Below are 18,707 nucleotides of genomic sequence, written 5' to 3' on the forward strand. Positions count from 1 at the left end.
GGCTCGTTCGCCATCCGCTTCGGATGTCCGTGACGCCGTCCGATGACGGCTGTCGGTCTGCTGTTCCAATCCGGCACGCAAAGGTTAATGGCGGCAGCGGGTATTGTGCAAAACTACCTGGACAAGCTGTGCATTGTCGGTGGAAAACCTGTGCGCAACACTACATCTTGTCGTGAACAAACAGGGAAAATCCCGACATCGCCGATTCGTCGCCCTTTCGTTCCATGTTTGGCCGCAATGTTAACGAGAGCAGTCGCAATCGCCTGTCAAACTGTTAATTTCTATTAAGAAAGTTCAACAATTTCATAAGCTTGGATGAAGCAAGGCGGGCTGCCACACGGCTTTGCCGGCGAAAGTTAACGGCGGCTCTCGCCTAGCATGAAACGGGCCAATTCCGTGATTCAGCATGTGGTGAGAATCATCAGCCACAACTCCACATCTAGCCGTGAACAAAACATGAATCCGGGCGAGTCAGCGATTCGTCGCCGATTCGTTCCAGACTCGTTCCAACCCTTAATCAGCAGCCGAACCGAAGCTTGACGAAGGCGGCTTCGAGCCGCCAGCGGAACATTCCGCTTTCGCTTCGCGCCTGAAATCCCTATGTGTCGCCTGTCATACGCGCCACCCGAGGCGTGCTCCCGACAATGAGAGGCCAGAAAGCCTTATTTCCGAGCCGATGAACATCCATCCGAAACCCACCGAGCCGCTGATCCTGTCGGGTCGCGACGTGACTGCCGTGCTTGGGCCGACCAACACAGGCAAGACCCATCTCGCCATCGAGCGCATGGTGGCGCATGAAAGCGGCATCATCGGCCTGCCGCTCAGGCTCTTGGCGCGAGAGGTCTATACCCGCGTCTGCGAAAAGGTCGGTGCCCACAAGGTGGCGCTCATCACCGGCGAGGAGAAGATCCAGCCGCCAGGCGCCAGATATTCGGTCTGTACCGTCGAAGCCATGCCGCGCGAGACCGATGCCGCCTTCGTCGCCATCGACGAGGTGCAGCTTGCCGGGGACCTCGAGCGCGGCCACATCTTCACCGACCGCATCCTGCATCTGCGCGGCCGCCAGGAGACGCTGCTGCTCGGCGCCGCCACCATGCACGGCATCTTGCAGCGCCTGTTGAAAGGCGTCTCGGTGGTGACACGACCGCGGCTGTCACATCTGGCCTATGCCGGTTCGAAGAAGCTGACCCGCTTGCCCCGGCGCACAGCGATCGTCGCCTTCTCCGCCGACGAGGTCTATGCCATCGCCGAACTGATCCGCCGCCAGCAGGGCGGTGCGGCCGTCGTGCTTGGCGCGCTCTCGCCCCGCACCCGCAACGCCCAGGTGGCGCTGTTTCAGTCGGGCGACGTCGATTATCTCGTCGCGACCGATGCCATCGGCATGGGCCTTAACCTCGATCTCGACCATGTCGCCTTCGCCCAGAACCGCAAGTTCGACGGCTATCAGTATCGCAACCTGACGGCGGCCGAACTTGGCCAGATCGCCGGGCGCGCCGGCCGGCACCTGCGCGACGGCACCTTTGGCGTCACCGGCCAGGTCGACCCGCTGGACGAGGAATTGGTCAAGAAGATCGAAAGCCACGACTTCGACCCCGTGAAGGTTCTGCAGTGGCGCACAGCGCGTTTCAATTTCGCCAGCCTCGACGCGCTGAAGCGCTCGATCGAGACCAATGCCCCGGTGGAGGGCCTGACCCGTGCGCTGCCGGCAGTCGATGCGCAGGCGCTTGAGCACCTGTCGCGTGACGAGGACATCAGGGCGCTCGCCACCGACGCAAGGCGCGTCGCGCTGCTGTGGGAGGCCTGCGCGCTCCCCGACTACCGCAAGATAGCGCCGGCCCAGCACGCCGACCTCATTGCGTCGATCTACATGGACCTCGCCAGGCATGGCCATGTCGACGAGAATTACATGGCCGAGCAGGTGCGCCGCGCCGACACCACCGAGGGCGACATCGATACGCTGTCGCATCGCATCGCCCAGATCCGCACCTGGACATTCGTGTCGAACCGGCCCGGCTGGCTGGCCGATCAGGCACACTGGCAGGAAAAGACGCGCGAAATCGAAGACAGATTGTCGGATGCGCTGCATGAGCGGTTGACGAAACGCTTCGTAGACCGCAGGACTTCCGTCCTCATGCGGCGCCTTAGAGAAAATACCATGCCTGAAGCCGAAATAAGCCCAACCGGAACCGTCCTCGTCGAAGGCCACCATGTCGGCGAGTTGCAGGGGTTCCGTTTCACCGCCGATCAGAGCGCTGGCGGCGAAGACGCCAAGGCCGTGCGCGCGGCCGCCCAGAAGGCGCTGGCGGCGGAGTTCGAGGCACGCGCCGAACGCTTCGGCGCCTGCGCCAATGGCGACATCGCGCTCGGTTCCGACGGCACGCTGCGCTGGATCGGCGCGCCGATCGGCACGCTTGTTGCCGGCGAGGACGCGCTGAAGCCGCGCCTGGTGCTTTTGGCCGATGAACAGCTGACCGGCCCGGCGCGTGACAAGGTCGCGGCGCGTGCCGAGCGCTTCGTCAATTTCCAGATCGAATCCCTGCTGAAGCCGCTGGTCGATTTGAAGAATGCCGAGCAGATATCGGGTATCGGCCGCGGCATCGCCTTCCAGCTGGTCGAGAATTTCGGCCTTATCAATCGCCGCGACATCGCCGAGGAGATGAAGTCGCTCGACCAGGAAGGCCGCGCGGCATTGCGCCGGCTGGGCGTGCGCTTCGGCGCCTATCATGTCTTCGTGCCGGCGCTGATCAAGCCGGCGCCCGCGGGATTGGTGACGTTGCTGTGGGCGCTGAAAAACGACGGCAAGGACAAGCCCGGCTTCGGCGACGTCGTCCATGCGCTGGCATCGGGCCGCACCTCGGTGGTCATCGATCCGGCTTTCGACAAGGCCTTCTACAAGCTTGCCGGCTACCGCAATCTCGGCCGCCGCGCCGTGCGCATCGACATTCTGGAACGGCTGGCCGACCTGATCCGCCCGGCGACCAACTGGAAGCCCGGCCTCGGCCAGCGTCCGGATGGCGCCTATGACGGCCAGTCTTTCATGGTGACGCCGCCGATGATGTCGATTCTCGGCGCCACGGCCGATGACATGGAAGAAATCCTGAAAGGTCTTGGCTACCGTGCCGAGCCGAAGCCGGCGGCCGAAGTCAAGGCACGGCTGGAAGCGCAGGACAATGCCGCCCGGGAAGCCGTGGCGGCCAAGCTGGCAGCGGAAGAGGCCGCGCGCGCCGAGCAGGCCAAGGCGGCGGAGGCGGCTGCGACGGACACGCCTGAGGACACATCGGCGGAAGATCCGCAAACTGCGACTGCCCAGACCGCCGTCGAAATTCCTGCTGAACCCATTGCGGAAGCGGCCGAAACTGTTGCGGAAGAACAACCCGAAGTTCCAGCCGAAGCGACGCAAGAGGTTGCGCCTGTAGCAGAAGCCGTGCCTGAGACTTCTGCCGCCGAAAGCGCCGACGCTCTCACCTCCCCCTCGACGGGGGAGGTCGCGGAGCGAAGCGAGGGGGGTGACAGCGCCGACGCTCCCCAACAGGGACAGGATGAAGCCGGCGTGCCCGCCGCGGAAGCCGAAGAGCCTAAGCCGATCCTGTTGTGGCGGCAGGGTCGCTTCGACCAGCGGCCTCGTCACCGTCACCACGAGAACCGCGCCCGGCCGCGCAACGGCCAGGCGGCGCGCTCCGATGCCCCGGCGGATGCCGCTGTCGGCCAGCCCGGCACCCGGCCCGCCCATGAAGGGCGCCGCGATGGCGCCGGCAAGCCGCGTTTCGATCGCTCGAAGTTCAAGCCCAGGCCGCAAGGCGAAGGCGGGGAACGGCGGGAGGGAAAGCCGCAGGGCGAGCGTTCTGACCGCCGTGAGGGCCGGCCGGGCGGCAGTCCGGAAGGCAAGGGCGGCCCGCAAGGCGGCAAACCCTCGTTTCAGGCAAAACCGCGCGAGGAGCGCCCGGTGCGCTTCGATCCCGACTCTCCCTTCGCCAAGCTCGCCGCTTTGCGCGACCAGCTGAAGAAATAGCCGCACAGGATCCGATGGTCGCCCCGATGGCCACCGACCGCCAGCGTATCGACAAATGGCTGTTCTTCTCGCGCGCGGTGAAATCGCGCTCGCTGGCCGCCAAACTGGTCGTGGCCGGCCGGGTGCGCATCAATCGCGACAAAGCAGCGCAGGCCTCCGACCTGGTCAAGCCTGGCGACGTCCTGACCATCACGCTGGAGCGGCGCATCTTCATCTGGAAGGTGCTCGATGCGGGAAGCCGGCGCGGCCCCGCCGTGGAGGCACGCACGCTCTACGAAGACATGTCGCCGCCTGCCGCACCGACGGGCGAGGCGCCTCCCGACGCGATCCCAGGGCTGCGCGAGGCCGGAAGCGGCCGCCCCACGAAGAAGGAGCGCCGCGAGACCGACCGCTTGCTTGGCGACGACTGACCGCCGGTGCACGGAGGCATGTATGTTCTTCCACGCCGCCGACACAACGGTCCGAGCACATGACCGATGCCCGCCATTGCCGAGCCGTTGGAATTCCATTCCGGCAATGCCGGCATGGCCGGAATGGCCGCCCTTGCAAGCGGGCGCCAAAGGCGTTACCTCACGGAAAAAGCCAACAAAAACGGGACGTCCCGGAGCAGATCGATGACCTATGTCGTGACCGACAATTGCATCAAATGCAAATATATGGACTGCATCGAGGTCTGTCCGGTCGACTGTTTCTACGAGGGCGAGAACATGCTCGTCATCCATCCCGACGAGTGCATTGACTGCGGTGTCTGCGAACCGGAATGCCCCGCCGACGCGATCAAGCCCGATACTGAGTCGGGCCTCGACAAATGGCTGCAGATAAACACCGAATACGCTGAGAAATGGCCTAATATCACCGCCAAGAAGGAGCCGCCGGCCGACGCCAAGGCCTTCGATGGCGAGGCCGGCAAGTTCGAGAAATATTTCTCGGCTGAACCCGGAGAAGGCGACTGACAGCGCTGCCGTTTCAACCGGCATGACGCGGCGTAAGAGGTACGGCCTATTAACCGCCTTGACAGGCGGCGTGAACCTGTGGCCTTCGCTTATGCAGCAAAACCTTGATTCTTCCGACTTTTTGTGTTACATGAGCGAAACATGCCGGTGACACAACGTCGATTTATGGCGCTAACGCCCCAAATCACTGAAAGGTGAAAATCCCATATCGGACCAGAGCGATCTGGGCCAGGCGATCGCAATCGTGCGGTTTGCCGGTCCCGGCTTTTCCGGTGGGTTCATCTGTTGTGCGGCTAATGATCGGTAACCCGATCGCGCGAGTTCAGCCGGCACCGCCGCCGGCCCACAACAAGGAGTTCAGGGCGTAATGGCAACGATCACCCCGCAGAAGAAGTCCACCGCTGCACGTCACGGTTTCAAGACCGGCGAGTACATCGTCTATCCGGCGCATGGTGTCGGCCAGATCGTCTCGATCGACGAGCAGGAAGTGGCCGGGCACAAGCTGGAACTGTTCGTCATCGATTTCCAGAAGGACAAGATGCGCCTCAAGGTGCCGGTCGCCAAGGCAACCTCGATCGGCATGCGCAAGCTGTCGGAAGAGGATTATGTCGAACGCGCACTGAAGGTCGTGCAAGGCCGCGCCCGCGTCAAGCGCACCATGTGGTCGCGTCGCGCGCAGGAATATGATGCCAAGATCAATTCCGGCGACCTGATCTCGATCTCGGAAGTTGTTCGCGACCTCTACCGCGCCGACAACCAGCCGGAGCAGTCCTATTCCGAACGCCAACTCTACGAGGCCGCGCTCGACCGCATGGCCCGTGAGATCGCCGCGGTCAACCGCATGTCGGAAACCGAAGCCGTGCGTTTGATCGAGGTCAATCTCAACAAGGGCCCTAAGCGCGGCGCCAAGGCCGACAATGAGGAAGCCGAGCAGGAAGAAGCTGCCTGAGGCCTTGCGCCTTTTGAGTTTTTGAAAAACCCGGCCTTGCGCCGGGTTTTTTGTTGCAGGCAATATTTGGAAAGTTGGTGCACGCCCCTGGGCGTGGAATCGTCACAGGAACGTTACGCGGGTCGCTTCCTTCTTGCCTTGGGCGAAACCGGCACGGGCCGCGGGGATGCGGGTCGCCAGATCCATCTGGTTGGTGCCCATTGCGGCGCGGGAATCGACGTCAGGCGTGATCACCACCACCTCGCTGCCCTGCTGGCGCAGGGCTTCGACCTCGCTTGCAAGGTCCGCGCCCGGCGGTCTGCGCAGGCCCTCGAACTGGCCTTCCGGTAGCGGCCCGCTCCGTCCGCTGAACGGCGAGAGCACGATCACGTTCGCATAGCCCGAGGCAAGGTCGGCATTATCGGCGGAGCGCACGCCACCGGAGATGTAGCGGACGCCATTGATGCTGTGCGTTGGCCCCGCACCGGGCAGCGCGGTGCTCGCGGTGGCCGCGTCAACCAGATCGACGCCGGAATCGCGGTCGAACGCAGCCAGTTCACCGGTAAGCGCGTCGACGGCCACCAAGATCATCGGCCTTTCCGGCCATTCATGGCGAGGCAATCTGGCGGCGACCAGCGCGCGCCGCTGTTTGGCCACTTCCGGTCCGAATTTGGCATCGCTCTCCAATCCGAATGCGCCCATCGCCCGTTGCAGATCGGCTGCCGAGGTAGCGGCGGCGGAAATGGAACGCATCCGCTCGAATACACTATCCATCGGCGGCAACGGCGGTTGACGGCTCGGTCCGGCCGGTTGAACCGGCAGCGGGGACAGCACCGCGGCCAGCAGCTCGCCCGGCGGTATGCCGCTGCGCACCTGCACTGCCGCATTGGCGCCTGCCGAGGTTCCGATCACCAGATCGGCGGCCTCGGTCAGATCGACACCAGTGTCGGCGAGGCCCGCGATGATGCCGATCAGCCAGGCATTTCCGGCGGCCCCGCCACCACCGAGAACAAGAGCAACGTTGCGAACCATCGGCCCCCACTATTGCAGCGCATGGACACGCCCGTCCATCGAAATAGAAACACCGTGCCTGACGGCGGCTCACGAGGATAAATGCCCGGCAGGGAGCAAGCGCAGCGCAGGCCTAGGACGAGAAATTGCCGCCTTCTCCCCCACCCTCCTTCTCCGCCATTTCCTGCTTTAGCGTCGCGATGAACCGTCTTGTCCGTTCGCGCTCCGGATTGCCGAACAGCACCGCCGCGGGGCCCTTTTCGACGACAATGCCAGCCTCGAGGAACACCACCTCGCGAGCGATCTTTGAAGCAAGCCGCAGATCGTGCGTGGCCATCACCATCGTCGTCCCCTCGCTGGCGAGCCGGCCGAGCACGTCCACGACTTCCTGCGCCAGTTCCGGGTCGAGCGCGGAGGTCGGCTCGTCGCACAAAAGCACCTTTGGCGACGGCGCCAGCGCCCGGGCGATCGCTACCCGCTGCTGCTGGCCGCCCGACAGCGTTGCCGGCCAGGCATCGACCTTGTGCGCCATGCCGACCTTTTCCAGCAGCGCGAGCGCCCGTTCGCGCGCCCGTGCGTGGGGCCACTTCAGCACCGTCACCAGCCCTTCCATGACGTTCTCGATCGCGGTGCGATGCGGGAACAGTTGGAAGTTCTGGAACACCATGCCGGTCTGCAGCCGCAGCCGCTGAATGTCCCGGGCCGCCACCTTCGCTCCCGGATGGAACTCCAGCGCCTGATCGCCGATACGCACTGTGCCCGAAGTTGGGATCTCAAGCAGGTTGATGCAGCGCAGCAGCGTACTTTTGCCACCACCCGAAGGACCGACCAGCGCGGTGACGCTGCCTTCGGCAATGGCAACCGTCACGCCCTTCAGCACGAGATTGTCGCCGAAGCGCTTTTCGATGTTGGCAAGGTCGATCACGAGCGCGCCTCCAGGAACCCGCCATAGCGATTGAGCCGTGCCTCCAGCCGCGTCTGCAAGGCCGACAGCACCGAACTCATCGCCAGATAGAGGATCGCCGCCTCGACATAGAGGATCAGCGGCTCATAGGTGGTGGCGACGATACGCTGCGCGGCCTGGAACATTTCCGGCACGGTGATGGCGGCGGCCAGCGACGTGTCCTTGACCAGCGAGATGAAGGTGTTGGAGAGCGGCGGCACCGCCACGCGCCCAGCCTGCGGCAAGATGGTGCGGCGCATCGCCTGGCTCCAGGTCATGCCGATCGAATAGGCCGCCTCCCATTGCCCCTTTGGCACCGCGCCTATCGCCGCGCGAACGATTTCCGACGAGTAGGCCCCGATATTGAGCGTGAAGCCGATCAACGCTGCGGGAAACGCGTCAAGCAGGATGCCGACCGAGGGCAGGCCGTAGAAGATCAGGAACAGCTGCACCAGGAGCGGCGTGCCGCGGAATATCCACACGTAGAAGCGCGCCACCGCGACCAGGGGCATTGGCCCGAAGAGCCGGATCAGCGCGGTTCCAAGACCGACGCTCAAGCCAAGCACAAAGGACAGGAGCGTCAGCGGTACGGTGAAGATCAACGCGGCCCACAGCAGCGAAGGCAGCGATTCCAGCATGAGTTGCAGCCAGTGCGGCACGAAAGGGCTCCTTCTTGCGACTGCCGTATATCACGCGAAAGGCGGCGGGCCGTCAAAACGGTCCGCCGCCGGGCGATGTCGCGCGGGCCAACGGCCCGGCCGTAAATTACTTCGAAACGTCCTGTCCGAAATACTTGTCTGCGATCTTCTGATAGGTGCCGTCCGCCTTGATGTCGGCCAGCGCCTTGTTGATCGCGGCAACCAGTTCCGGATCGCCCTTGCGAACGATGACGCCGGAATAGTCGGCGTTCTCTTCCTGGGCCGCGATCTTCACATTGGCATCCGGCTTGTGCTTCTTGAAATCGAGGAAGGACAGGCTGTCATTGATGGTTGCGTCGGCGCGGCCAGTCAGAAGCAGCTGGATCGACTGGTCGAACCCGTCGGTGCCGACCAGTTCGGCGCCGTTGGCCTCGGCAAGCTTGCCGAAATTCGAAGTCAGCGACTGCGCCGACTTCTTGCCTTTGAGATCGGCGAAGCTCTTGATATCGGTGTTGTCGCCGCGCACGATCAGCACTGCCTTGGAGGCGATGTAGGGGTCGGAAAAATCGTATTTCGCCTTGCGGGCGTCGGTGATGCCGACTTCGTTGATGACCGCGTCATAGCGGTTGGCATCGAGGCCCGCGATCAGCCCGTCCCATTTGCCCTCGAGGAACTCTACCTTCACGCCGAGCTTTTCGCCGATCGCCTTGGCGATTTCGACATCGAAGCCGACCAGCGCTCCGCCGGCATCATGATAGGTAAAGGGTGCGTAGGTGCCCTCCGTGCCGACCTTGATGACGCCGGCCTGCTTGATCTGGTCGAGATTGGCGCCGGCATAGCCTGCGGTAACAGCCAGAACCTGCAAAGTTCCGGCGACGATGAGCGACTTGAGCCATTTCATTTTTCTGTGATCCCGTCCTGGCCTGATATCCGGCATGGTGTGAGTGCTGGAAATTGACAGATGTGAGTTGAAAAAATAAGGAATGGAATTTCAAAAACGTCCATTATTCGGAATGAGATTCTACAACTGACGTTTCTGGCGGTGCATCGAACCCGCCCTGAGTTTTTTCGCGCAGCTTCCACGCCGCGCCGCCGGCGGCGGAACCTTTCCCGCGCATGGCACGTTTTGCCTTCGTTGTAGGGCAGGACGCCGCCATTTCAAGTCGAGGCGGCTGCCGGGCTTCGAAATGAAATCCGTATCGCCTGAGCCAGGGAGCGCCTCATGATGGAAGACACGGCAGGACGGATTATGGTCCGCGCGGCAATGAGAGCTCCCTATCTCGAACGCGACGAGGAGTTGCGGCTGGCGCTGCGCTGGAAAAAGGACAACGACCAGAACGCGCTGCACAGCATCACCGTGGCGCATATGCGCCTGGTCATTTCCATGGCTTCCAAATTCCGCCACTATGGCCTGCCGCTTGGCGATCTGGTCCAGGAGGGCCATGTCGGCCTGCTCGAGGCCGCGGCCCGATTCGAGCCGGAGCGCGAAGTGCGGTTTTCGACCTATGCGACCTGGTGGATCCGGGCCTCGATGCAGGACTACATCCTGCGCAATTGGTCGATCGTGCGCGGCGGCACCAGCTCGGCGCAAAAGGCTCTGTTCTTCAACCTGCGGCGCCTGCGCGCCCGGCTGGCGAACGGCGCCGCGGAGCCGCTGTCGAACAGGACGCTGTACCGCGAGGTTTCAGCGGCCCTCGGCGTCTCCGAAGCCGATGTCGCGCTGATGGATTCGCGGCTCTCGGCGCCCGACTCCTCCCTCAATGTCCCGCTTGCCGACGATGGGGGCGCGACCGAGCGGATGGACTTCCTCGTGTCGGACGATCCCTTGCCCGACGAGGTCGTCAGCGACACCATCGATATCGAACGCCGCTCGATGTGGCTGAAGGCGGCGCTTGCCGCACTCAACGCGCGTGAGCTGCGCATCATCGAGGAGCGTCGGCTGAGCGACGAGGGCGCGACGCTCGAAGCGCTCGGCGAGACGCTTGGCATTTCCAAGGAACGCGTGCGCCAGATCGAGGCCCGCGCCATGGAAAAGCTGAAAGTGGCGCTGGTGAAGCAGAACCCGGAATTCCTCGCCACCGCCGCCTAAATCCATTCCAGGAAAACTACCTAGAAGTTTCTCGTCCCAAAAACGAGAGAGCGGGTCAGCGCCGACTATCGGCTATTTGTCGGTGACGATCTTGACCTTGTCGCCGGCCGAAACCGCAGCCCCCGGCGACAGCGCGTTGAGCACCCGGAACAGGTCGAGTTTGCGGTCGACGCCGACCATCTGCGCCGAAAGCGAACCCATCGTCTGCCCCGGCTGGACGGTGACCACGCGGATATGCAGCGGCTTCAGCGCCGCCTTTTCGGCGGCACTCAGAATGCGGAACGAGCCGCTGACGGAACGCGCCACGGTGTCGAGCGACGTGCTGGCGGATGGTGCCGCCGTCAGCAGCCGGTAGACCTGGCCGCCGGCGCGGATTACCGCGATATCGAACTGCCAGCCTTCGGCGCCTGCATGCGCCGTCGCCGCCTCGTTGCCGTTGATCGTTTCCTGCCTGACGCTCGCGTCGTCGAGACCGGCCACCCAGCCGCTCCTGATATAATCGGTCAGCGCACGGTTCTTGTCGATCGACACGCCGTCGAAGCGGATCGCAATGTCGCCCGGCCCGGTCGCTGTCACGGCGGCGGCCGAATTGTCGATGATGAAGCCCTCCGGCACCGAGAAGGACACGCCCAGGCCCGGATGCAGAAAGGTCTCGCCGCGCACATACCCTTCTTCCGGCGTGTCGCCGTAGAGCAGGCCGTCTATCCCGGCGAGGAAGGCGTCGCGATCGCGGGTGCCGACGCCCGGCGGGCCGAACTGGCGGGCATGGCGTTGCGCAAGGTCGATACGCTGCGGCGTATTGGGATGCGTTGCCAGGAAATCGAGGCTGGCGTCGGTGGCGCCGCTGATCGAGCGGAAATCGGTGTAGGCCGACATGGACTGCAGGAAGCGGCCGGCGGCGTAAGGATCGTAGCCGGCTTCGCCGATCGACTTGATGCCGATCGCGTCGGCCTCCAGTTCCTGGTTGCGCGAAAACTGCGCCAGTCTCAGCTTGCCGCGGATCAGCGCCGCCTTGGCGGTCGGGCTGTCGCCGAGCACGTCGGAAACAACCTTGGTGGCGAGCCCCTCCTCGGCCTCGAGCTGCTGGCGCTGCAGGCCGTGGTTAGCGGTGACGTGGCCCATCTCATGCGCGATGACGGCGGCGAGCTCGGCCGAATCATTGGCCAGCGCCAGCAGGCCGCGCGTGACGTAGAGGTAGCCGCCCGGCAGTGCGAAGGCATTGACGTTGGGCGAATTGAGGATGGTGATACGATAGGTCTGGGTCGGGTTGGCCGACACCACCGTCAGGCTGCCTACGACCTTGGCGACCATGCGCTCGAGCTTGGGATCGGAGTATTCGCCGCCATAGGTCGCCAGGATGCGTGGATGCTGCGCCTTGGCCAGTTCGGCCAATTTGTTATTGGCCGCGACATTGTCGACCGTGATCGGTTTGTCGGAAGGCTGGAAGCCGGATTCCTGGACTTCCGGAGGTGTGAACATCTGGCAGCTTGCCAGGGCCACGACAAAGCCGGCCAGCGCCAGAAAGCGCGCCAGCATTTTCCCTCTTGGTCTTTCCGTGCCGGTCGGCAGAACGGCTTCCTTTCGGGTCTGGCGCATGCCCGCGAAAATCGGGGCGATCCTCGCAAGGGCTCATGCGCAAATCAAAGCATTACAGCATCCACGCCATACCAACGCGCGGCGGATGCTGCAGGCAAATCACGGCCTGCACCGGACCGGTACAGGGCGGACCTAGCCACACTACCTCTGTCATGGCAAGCAATCGCCCCGTCGCCAGGAGCCGGTTTGAGCGTAAATTATGTCCGCTTCCGGGCAATATCTCGTGATCCAGCCTCCCAGGCGCTTGTGCCAACATAGCGCCGGAAAACTTCAGGACCAGCCCCGGCAAAGAAATCATCCGCCTTGCCCTTGGCGGCAACCATGCCGTTGTCGAGGAACACCACCTCCTCACAAATACGGCGTGCGTCCTGTGGCTGATGCGTGACGAACAGCAGCGTCATGCCCCGCTCGGCATGCACGTCGGCGACAAGATCGAGCATGTCGTCGCGCAAGGCCGGTCCGAGTGAAGCGAAAGGCTCGTCCAGAAGAAGCACCGGGCGGTTGCGAACCAGCACGCGCGCCAATGCGACACGCTGGCGTTCGCCTCCCGAAAGTTCGCGCGGCAGGCGTCTTTCCTTGCCCGCGAGGCCGGTGCGCGCGATCGCCTCCGCGATGTCAGCGCGGTCGGCCTCGGTCAGCCGCAGCGAGGGCGAGCGGCCGAGCCCGACATTCTCTTCGACCGAAAGATGGGCAAAAAGATTGTTTTCCTGGAACACCATCGACACGGGCCGCGCCGAAGGCGGCGCCGCGCCGACATCGGCGCCGCCGATCAGCACGCGGCCAGCTCGCGGCGTCTCGAAGCCCGCCACCAGATTGAGCAGCGTCGACTTGCCCGAGCCGCTCGGCCCCATGATGGCGGTAATTTTCGACGCGGCGAAATCGACATCGAAAACGAGCGGCGCGTCGCCGTAGCTGAACGAGACCGTGTCCAGCCGCACCTCGGCTCCCCTTGTCGCACCATTGGTGGCGCCCGCAGCCATCAGTCTCGTTCCCCCCTTCCCAGCCAGCTCGCCGCCACCACAAGCGCAAGGCAGACCAGACCGAGCAGCAGCGCCAGGCCGGCGGCGTCCTCGGTACGGTAGCTGCCCATGCGCGCCAGGAGAAGGTAGGGCAAAGTCTGCACGGAATCACTGCCGAACAGTGCGATGACACCGAGATCGCCAAGCGACAGCGCCATGGCAAACGCGAAGGCGGTGGCCAGCGGCCGTCGCAGCGACGGCCAGTCGACCAGCCGCAACCGGGCCCAGCCCGCTATTGCCAGAAGCGCGCAGAGCCGCTCATGGCGCTCGCTCGCCGCATCATAGGCGGGGCGGATGGCACGGATGGCGAAAGGCATCGCCATGACTGCATTGACGGTGACGACCATGACCGGGGCTATGGCAAAGACATCGCCGACATGGCGCAGCAGAAGGAACCAGCCGGCGCCGATGACGATGGGCGGCACGACCAGGACGAAGCCGGCACCGGTGTCGGTGGCGTGTTCGAGCACGGTCCGCGGACCGGAGCGGCGCTTCAGGGCCAGCACGCGGCGCGCCATGGCGAGCGAAAGCGACAGCGCAACCGACAGCAGCGCCGACAGGAAAGCCAGCACGGCGCTGGTCAGCGTCGCCTGCCGCACCGCCGCTTCGCCGGCGAGACGACCGAGGTCGGCGCCGAGGCCTGACATCACCGTCGCCGTCATCGGCCCGGCGACGAACAAAAGGGCCAGCACGACGAGCGCGGCATTCAGCGCGGCCTCGGTCCTGCCGGCCGAGACGTAGCGGCGCGGCGCCACCGGCAGATTGGCGTCACCGGTGGTGTTGGCGCCGAGCCGCGTCAACGCCAGCACCACGACAAAGGTCAGCGCGATCTGCAGCAGCGTCAGCGCCACCGCCCGCGCGGGATCGAAATCGAAACGCAGAGCCTGGTAGATGCCGACCTCCAGCGTCGTCGCGCCGGGGCCACCGCCCAGCGTCAGCACGATCGTGAAGGATGTGATGCAGAGCATGAACACCAGGCCGGCGACGCCCGGCAGAGCGGCGCGCAGTGTCGGCCACTCGATCAGCCGGAAAGCCGGTGCGGCACCCATGCCGAGCTGGCTCGCCAGCCGCCATTGGTCGGCTTGGATGGTTTGCAGCGCTTCGAGGAACAGCCGCGTGGCCAGCGGCAGGTTGAAGAAGACATGAGCAACGAGGATGCCGGAGAGGCCATAGATGCCCGGCCAATTGTAACCGCCGACGGCACCAAGAAAGCCGGCGAAATAGCCGGCGCGGCCATAGAGCGCCAGGATGCCGAGCGCCGCCACGATCGCCGGCAGCGCCAACGGCAGGGCGAAGAGCTGGAGGATGAAGCCGCGGCCGGGAAAGCGCGGATGCCGCGACAGCGCGCGAGCCACGAACAGGGCCGGCGCCACCGACAACAGCGTCGAAAGCGCCGCCTGCCACAACGTAAAGCGCACGACGCGCAGGAGATAAGGATCGAAGGCTGCCCAGGCTCCGGAGAAATCGTTCGCGCCTTCGAAAAGAAGACCCGCAAACGCGCCGCCGATCAGGAGCCCGATCGCCGCAAGCGCGAGGATACCGGCGGAGATGCGGGGGTCAGACGCGCGCTGCACGCTGCGCCACCCAAAGGACCTTTAGCGAGCGTCGCGTTCCTTCGCGCCCCCCTCTGTCCTGCCGGACATCTCCCCCACTTGGGGAGAGATTGGCTGCTTCAGCGCTCCACCCTCTCCTGTGACGTCGCCAATTGGCGAAAGCCGTCGTGACGGCCAATCTCCCCCCTCGTGGGGGAGATGTCCGGCAGGACAGTGGGGGGCGCTGTAGAGCACTCATCATCCGATCATACGACCAAACTACTTGCTCATCACCGCCAGCCATTCATCCACCCATGCCTTGCGGTTGGCCGCGACCTCCTCGGGACTGAACAGCAAGGTTTTGGTCGGTTTGACCAGTCTGTCGAAGGCCGGATTGAGCGGCTTGTCGGTCTTGCCGGCCGGGAACATCCAGTTGGTCTCGGGGATGGCATCCTGGAATTTCGGCCCGGTCATGAAGGCGATGAACTTTTCCGCCAGCGGATTTTTGGCTCCCGTCGTGGTGATGCCGGCGACCTCGATCTGCAGATACTCGCCCTCCTCGAAGGAAGCGGCCTGGTAGCGCTCGGTGTTCTCGGCAACCATGTGGTAGGCGGGCGAGGTCGTGTAGGACAGCACCATCGGCGCCTCGCCCTTGGTGAACAGGCCGTAGGCCTCGCTCCAGCCCGGCGTCACGGTCAAGACCTTCGCCTTGAGCTTGGCCCAGGCCTCCGGCGCCTTGTCGCCATAGACCGACTTCACCCACAACAGCAGGCCGAGGCCCGGCGTCGAGGTGCGCGGATCCTGGATAACGATCTTGTCGTCGGCACTGCCCTCGACCAATTCCTTCAGGCTCTTGGGCGGCGTCTTCAGCTTCTGCGTGTCATAGACGACGGCGAAATAGCCATAGTCGTACGGGACAAAGATGTCGTCGTTCCAGCCGCCCGGCACATTGAGCCCGGTCACGGCGCCATGCGGCGCAAACAGGCCAGTGGCCTTGGCATCGGCGGTGAGATTGGTGTCGAGGCCAAGCACGATGTCGGCCTTGGTCGCGGCCCCTTCCAGCTTGACGCGGTTGAGCAGCGCGACGCCGTCGGCAACCGAGACGAAGTCGACATCGCAGCCGCATTCGGCCTCGAATTCCTTCTTCACCACCGGGCCGGGGCCCCAGTCGGCGGTAAAGCTCTCATAAGTGTAGACGGTGAGCTTGTCCTTGGCTAAGGCCGGCCCGGACAGAACCACGACCATTGCAGAGACAAGGGCGTATAAAAGCGTGCGCATCGGCGCCTCCTTCGTTCGGGTTAAAGGAATTGAGGCGTCGGACTGTCCGAAACGTCTAATCCCTCCGCCGGTACAAACCGGATCAGGTTCAGCGGGTTGGCGAGACTGCCTCTCAGCCGGTCCGCGAAATATCGCGTCCGGCACCCCGTTAGAGCGCCTCGACACATAGGCCCGGCCGGTGAACCGCGCAAGTGGCTGTTTGCCGGCCTTCCGTTTCCGCTGTCGGGCTGGTAAGGGCCACACGATATGAGCACATTCACCATCCTGCTTGGCGGCGATCTCATCCGCACGCCACGGCTCGACCGTCAGGTCGAGGGAACCCGCGTCATCGCCGCCGATGCCGGCATCGGCCATGCAAGCACGCTCGGCCTTGTGCCGGAACTGTGGGTCGGCGATTTCGATTCCGTGCCCGCCGGCCTGCCGGATGAGTTGGCCGCCGTGCCGCGCCGAACCTTCCCGGCAGAGAAGGACGCCACCGATGGCGAACTCGCGATATCGGCCGCCCTGGAGCGCGGCGCGACCAGCCTCGTGCTTGCCGGCGCCTTCGGCGGCAAGCGCGCCGACCATGCCTTCCTGCACATGGCGCTCGCCCTGCGGCTGGCCGGGGCCGGGACAAAGGTGCTGTTGACCAGCGGCGCGCAGGAAGGCATGCCCCTGGCGCACGGCACGGTCCGCTTCGACTATACAGACGGCACCCTGTTCTCGATCCTGGGTTTTTCCGAGCTTGCCGGGCTGACCGTCGCCGGCGCGAAATGGCCGCTTGACCGCGTCAAGGTCGCGTTCGGCTCATCGCTGACCATCTCTAATGAGGTCAAGGGCAGGCTCGAGATCGCGCTGGGAGCGGGGCGCGCGCTGCTGCTCGCCCATCCCTATCCCTTGCCAGAAAGCTGACATGGCGCCGCCTCTTCTCAATCTCGACGGAATAAAACTGACGTTCGGCGGCACGCCCCTGCTCGACGGCGCCGACTTGGCTGCGTCGGCAGGCGACAAGATCGCGCTGGTCGGCCGCAACGGGTCCGGCAAGTCGACGCTGCTCAAGATCGCCGCCGGCCTGATCGAGCCGCAGGACGGCGAGGTGTTCCGCCAGCCATCGGCGACCGTCCGCTATCTGCCGCAAATGCCCGACATGGACGGCTTCGCAACCGTGCGCGCCTATGTCGAGGCCGGCCTCGGTCCCGCCGACGATCCTTATCGCGCCAGCTACCTGATGGAGCACCTCGGCCTCTCGGGCGAGGAGCAGCCGGGCGACCTCTCCGGCGGCGAGGCCAGGCGCGCCGCCCTTGCCCGCGTCATGGCGCCCGAGCCTGATATCCTGCTGCTCGATGAGCCGACCAACCACCTCGATCTCTCGGTGATCGAATGGCTGGAAGAGGAACTCGTCCGCACCTCCTCGGCCCTCATCGTCATCTCGCACGACCGCCGTTTCCTTGAGCGCGTCTCGCGCGCCACCGTGTGGCTCGACCGGGGCCAGACGCGCCGGCTGGATAAGGGCTTCGGCCATTTCGAGGAATGGCGCGACCAGGTGCTTGAGGAAGAAGAGCGCGAACAGCACAAGCTCGGCCGCCAGATCGTGCGCGAGGAACACTGGATGCGTTATGGCGTGACGGCGCGGCGCAAGCGCAACATGCGCCGCCTGGGCGAATTGCAGACCATGCGCCAGCGTTTTCGCGGCCATCGCGGCGCCGAAGGCACCGCGACCATGGTGGCCAGCGACGCCGCCGAATCCGGCAAGCTGGTGATCGAGGCCAGGAACATCGAGAAGAGCTTTGGCGACCTCACCGTGGTCAAGGGGTTCTCGACCCGCATCCAACGCGGCGACCGCGTCGGCCTCGTCGGGCCGAACGGCGCCGGCAAGACGACGCTTCTGAAGATGCTGACCGGAGAATTGCAGCCGGATGCCGGTTCGGTGCGGCTCGGCACCAATCTGGAGATCGCCACGCTCGACCAGAAGCGCGAGGCGGTCGATCCGCAGGAGACGCTGGCTCAGTATCTCACCGACGGGCGCGGCGAGAACCTTGTCATCAATGGCGAGCAGCGCCACGTCGTCTCCTACATGAAGGACTTCCTGTTCAAGCCGGAGCAGACACGCACGCCGGTGCGCGAGCTGTCGGGCGGCGAGCGGGCACGGCTGATCCTTGCGCGCGTGCTGGCCCGGCCGGCGAACTTGCTGGTGCTCGATGAGCCGACCAACGATCTCGACATGGAAACGCTGGAGTTGCTGCAGGAACTGGTCGCCGGCTTTGCCGGTACGGTCATCCTGGTCAGCCACGACCGCGATTTCCTCGACCGCACCGTGACCAGCGTGATCGCGCCGGACGGCGGCGGCCGCTGGGTCGAATATGCCGGCGGCTATTCCGACATGCTGGCGCAGCGCGGCGGCACCAGGCTCGACGACCGCAAGGCGCGGGCGAAGGCGGATGCAAGCGAGGCGCCGACGGCGAAGGCGGACAGCCCCACCGCCAAAGCCCCGGCAAAAAAACTCTCGTTCAAGCAGAAATTCGCGCTGGAATCGCTGCCCAAGAAGATCGAGGCGGTGACAGCCTCGATCTCGCGGCTGGAGAACAACATCGCCGATCCGGCCTATTACGAGCGCGATCCGGCCTCGTTCCAGAAGACCATCGCCGCCCTCGACAAGGAGCGCGCGACGCTGGCGGCACTGGAGGAAGAGTGGCTCGAACTGGAGATGTTGCGCGAGGAGATGGAGGGGTGAA

The 18,707-nt window shown here is 64.6% G+C and carries 15 protein-coding genes and 1 riboswitch; of the genes, 7 read left to right on the top strand and 8 right to left on the bottom strand.

Annotated elements, in window-relative coordinates; all coding sequences use genetic code 11:
* Positions 1–676 precede the first annotated feature (676 nt).
* From LB547_RS18270 to LB547_RS18285, 4 genes are all read left to right on the top strand, one after another.
* On the top strand, positions 677–4,009 hold the full coding sequence (locus tag LB547_RS18270; RefSeq protein WP_140759263.1) for a helicase-related protein: 3,333 nt from the start codon (positions 677–679) through the stop codon (positions 4,007–4,009).
* A 26-nt stretch (positions 4,010–4,035) separates the two neighbouring features.
* Positions 4,036–4,419 carry an RNA-binding S4 domain-containing protein gene (locus LB547_RS18275; RefSeq protein ID WP_140517614.1) on the top strand — a complete coding sequence of 128 codons (384 nt, stop codon included), beginning with the start codon at positions 4,036–4,038 and terminating at the stop codon, positions 4,417–4,419.
* A 204-nt stretch (positions 4,420–4,623) separates the two neighbouring features.
* Positions 4,624–4,962, top strand: a complete 339-nt coding sequence (gene fdxA, locus LB547_RS18280; protein WP_140493333.1) for a ferredoxin FdxA — start codon at positions 4,624–4,626, stop codon at positions 4,960–4,962.
* 367 nt (positions 4,963–5,329) lie between these two features.
* Positions 5,330–5,911, top strand: coding sequence for a CarD family transcriptional regulator (locus tag LB547_RS18285; RefSeq protein ID WP_006327799.1), 582 nt, complete (start codon positions 5,330–5,332; stop codon positions 5,909–5,911).
* Positions 5,912–6,013: 102 nt separating this feature from the next.
* Here LB547_RS18285 and LB547_RS18290 read toward each other — a convergent pair whose 3' ends face one another.
* The 4 genes from LB547_RS18290 to LB547_RS18305 form a co-directional block, all read right to left on the bottom strand.
* Positions 6,014–6,922: a patatin-like phospholipase family protein gene (locus tag LB547_RS18290; RefSeq protein ID WP_140624991.1), complete on the bottom strand. Its 909-nt coding sequence runs from the start codon at positions 6,920–6,922 to the stop codon at positions 6,014–6,016.
* 112 nt (positions 6,923–7,034) lie between these two features.
* Entirely contained in the window at positions 7,035–7,826 is a 792-nt protein-coding gene (locus tag LB547_RS18295) for an amino acid ABC transporter ATP-binding protein (protein ID WP_140566896.1), read from the bottom strand.
* Complete coding sequence (locus tag LB547_RS18300; RefSeq protein WP_140550874.1) at positions 7,823–8,503, bottom strand: ABC transporter permease subunit; 681 nt, start codon at positions 8,501–8,503, stop codon at positions 7,823–7,825. The genes LB547_RS18295 and LB547_RS18300 overlap by 4 nt, the downstream gene beginning before the upstream one ends.
* A gap of 106 nt (positions 8,504–8,609) precedes the next feature.
* Positions 8,610–9,383: an amino acid ABC transporter substrate-binding protein gene (locus tag LB547_RS18305; protein ID WP_140624989.1), complete on the bottom strand. Its 774-nt coding sequence runs from the start codon at positions 9,381–9,383 to the stop codon at positions 8,610–8,612.
* A 321-nt stretch (positions 9,384–9,704) separates the two neighbouring features.
* Between LB547_RS18305 and LB547_RS18310 the strand changes: the two genes are divergently transcribed.
* Positions 9,705–10,571 carry an RNA polymerase factor sigma-32 gene (locus tag LB547_RS18310; RefSeq protein WP_140517570.1) on the top strand — a complete coding sequence of 289 codons (867 nt, stop codon included), beginning with the start codon at positions 9,705–9,707 and terminating at the stop codon, positions 10,569–10,571.
* A 72-nt stretch (positions 10,572–10,643) separates the two neighbouring features.
* On the opposite strand, the gene LB547_RS18315 is transcribed toward LB547_RS18310, so the two are convergent.
* The 4 genes from LB547_RS18315 to thiB form a co-directional block, all read right to left on the bottom strand.
* Entirely contained in the window at positions 10,644–12,107 is a 1,464-nt protein-coding gene (locus LB547_RS18315; RefSeq protein WP_140493312.1) for a M48 family metalloprotease, read from the bottom strand.
* Positions 12,108–12,364: 257 nt separating this feature from the next.
* Complete coding sequence (gene thiQ, locus LB547_RS18320; protein WP_140759261.1) at positions 12,365–13,147, bottom strand: thiamine ABC transporter ATP-binding protein; 783 nt, start codon at positions 13,145–13,147, stop codon at positions 12,365–12,367.
* Positions 13,147–14,760, bottom strand: coding sequence for a thiamine/thiamine pyrophosphate ABC transporter permease (gene thiP / locus LB547_RS18325; RefSeq protein WP_140759259.1), 1,614 nt, complete (start codon positions 14,758–14,760; stop codon positions 13,147–13,149). The genes thiQ and thiP overlap by 1 nt, the downstream gene beginning before the upstream one ends.
* Positions 14,761–14,997: 237 nt before the next feature.
* On the bottom strand, positions 14,998–15,996 hold the full coding sequence (thiB, locus tag LB547_RS18330; RefSeq protein ID WP_140554930.1) for a thiamine ABC transporter substrate binding subunit: 999 nt from the start codon (positions 15,994–15,996) through the stop codon (positions 14,998–15,000).
* 42 nt (positions 15,997–16,038) lie between these two features.
* Positions 16,039–16,154, bottom strand: a riboswitch (TPP riboswitch).
* Positions 16,155–16,242: 88 nt separating this feature from the next.
* Between thiB and LB547_RS18335 the strand changes: the two genes are divergently transcribed.
* Together LB547_RS18335 and LB547_RS18340 are read left to right on the top strand one after the other, a co-directional pair.
* The gene (locus tag LB547_RS18335; RefSeq protein WP_140759257.1) at positions 16,243–16,887 is read left to right on the top strand and encodes a thiamine diphosphokinase; all 645 of its coding nucleotides are present in this window, start codon (positions 16,243–16,245) and stop codon (positions 16,885–16,887) included.
* Between the two features lies 1 nt (position 16,888).
* Positions 16,889–18,706 (top strand): ABC-F family ATP-binding cassette domain-containing protein, encoded by a 1,818-nt coding sequence (locus LB547_RS18340; protein ID WP_140759255.1) that lies wholly within the window; start codon positions 16,889–16,891, stop codon positions 18,704–18,706.
* Position 18,707: the final 1 nt, after the last annotated feature.

The organism is Mesorhizobium sp. B264B1B (assembly GCF_020165765.1).
Taxonomy (GTDB): domain Bacteria; phylum Pseudomonadota; class Alphaproteobacteria; order Rhizobiales; family Rhizobiaceae; genus Mesorhizobium.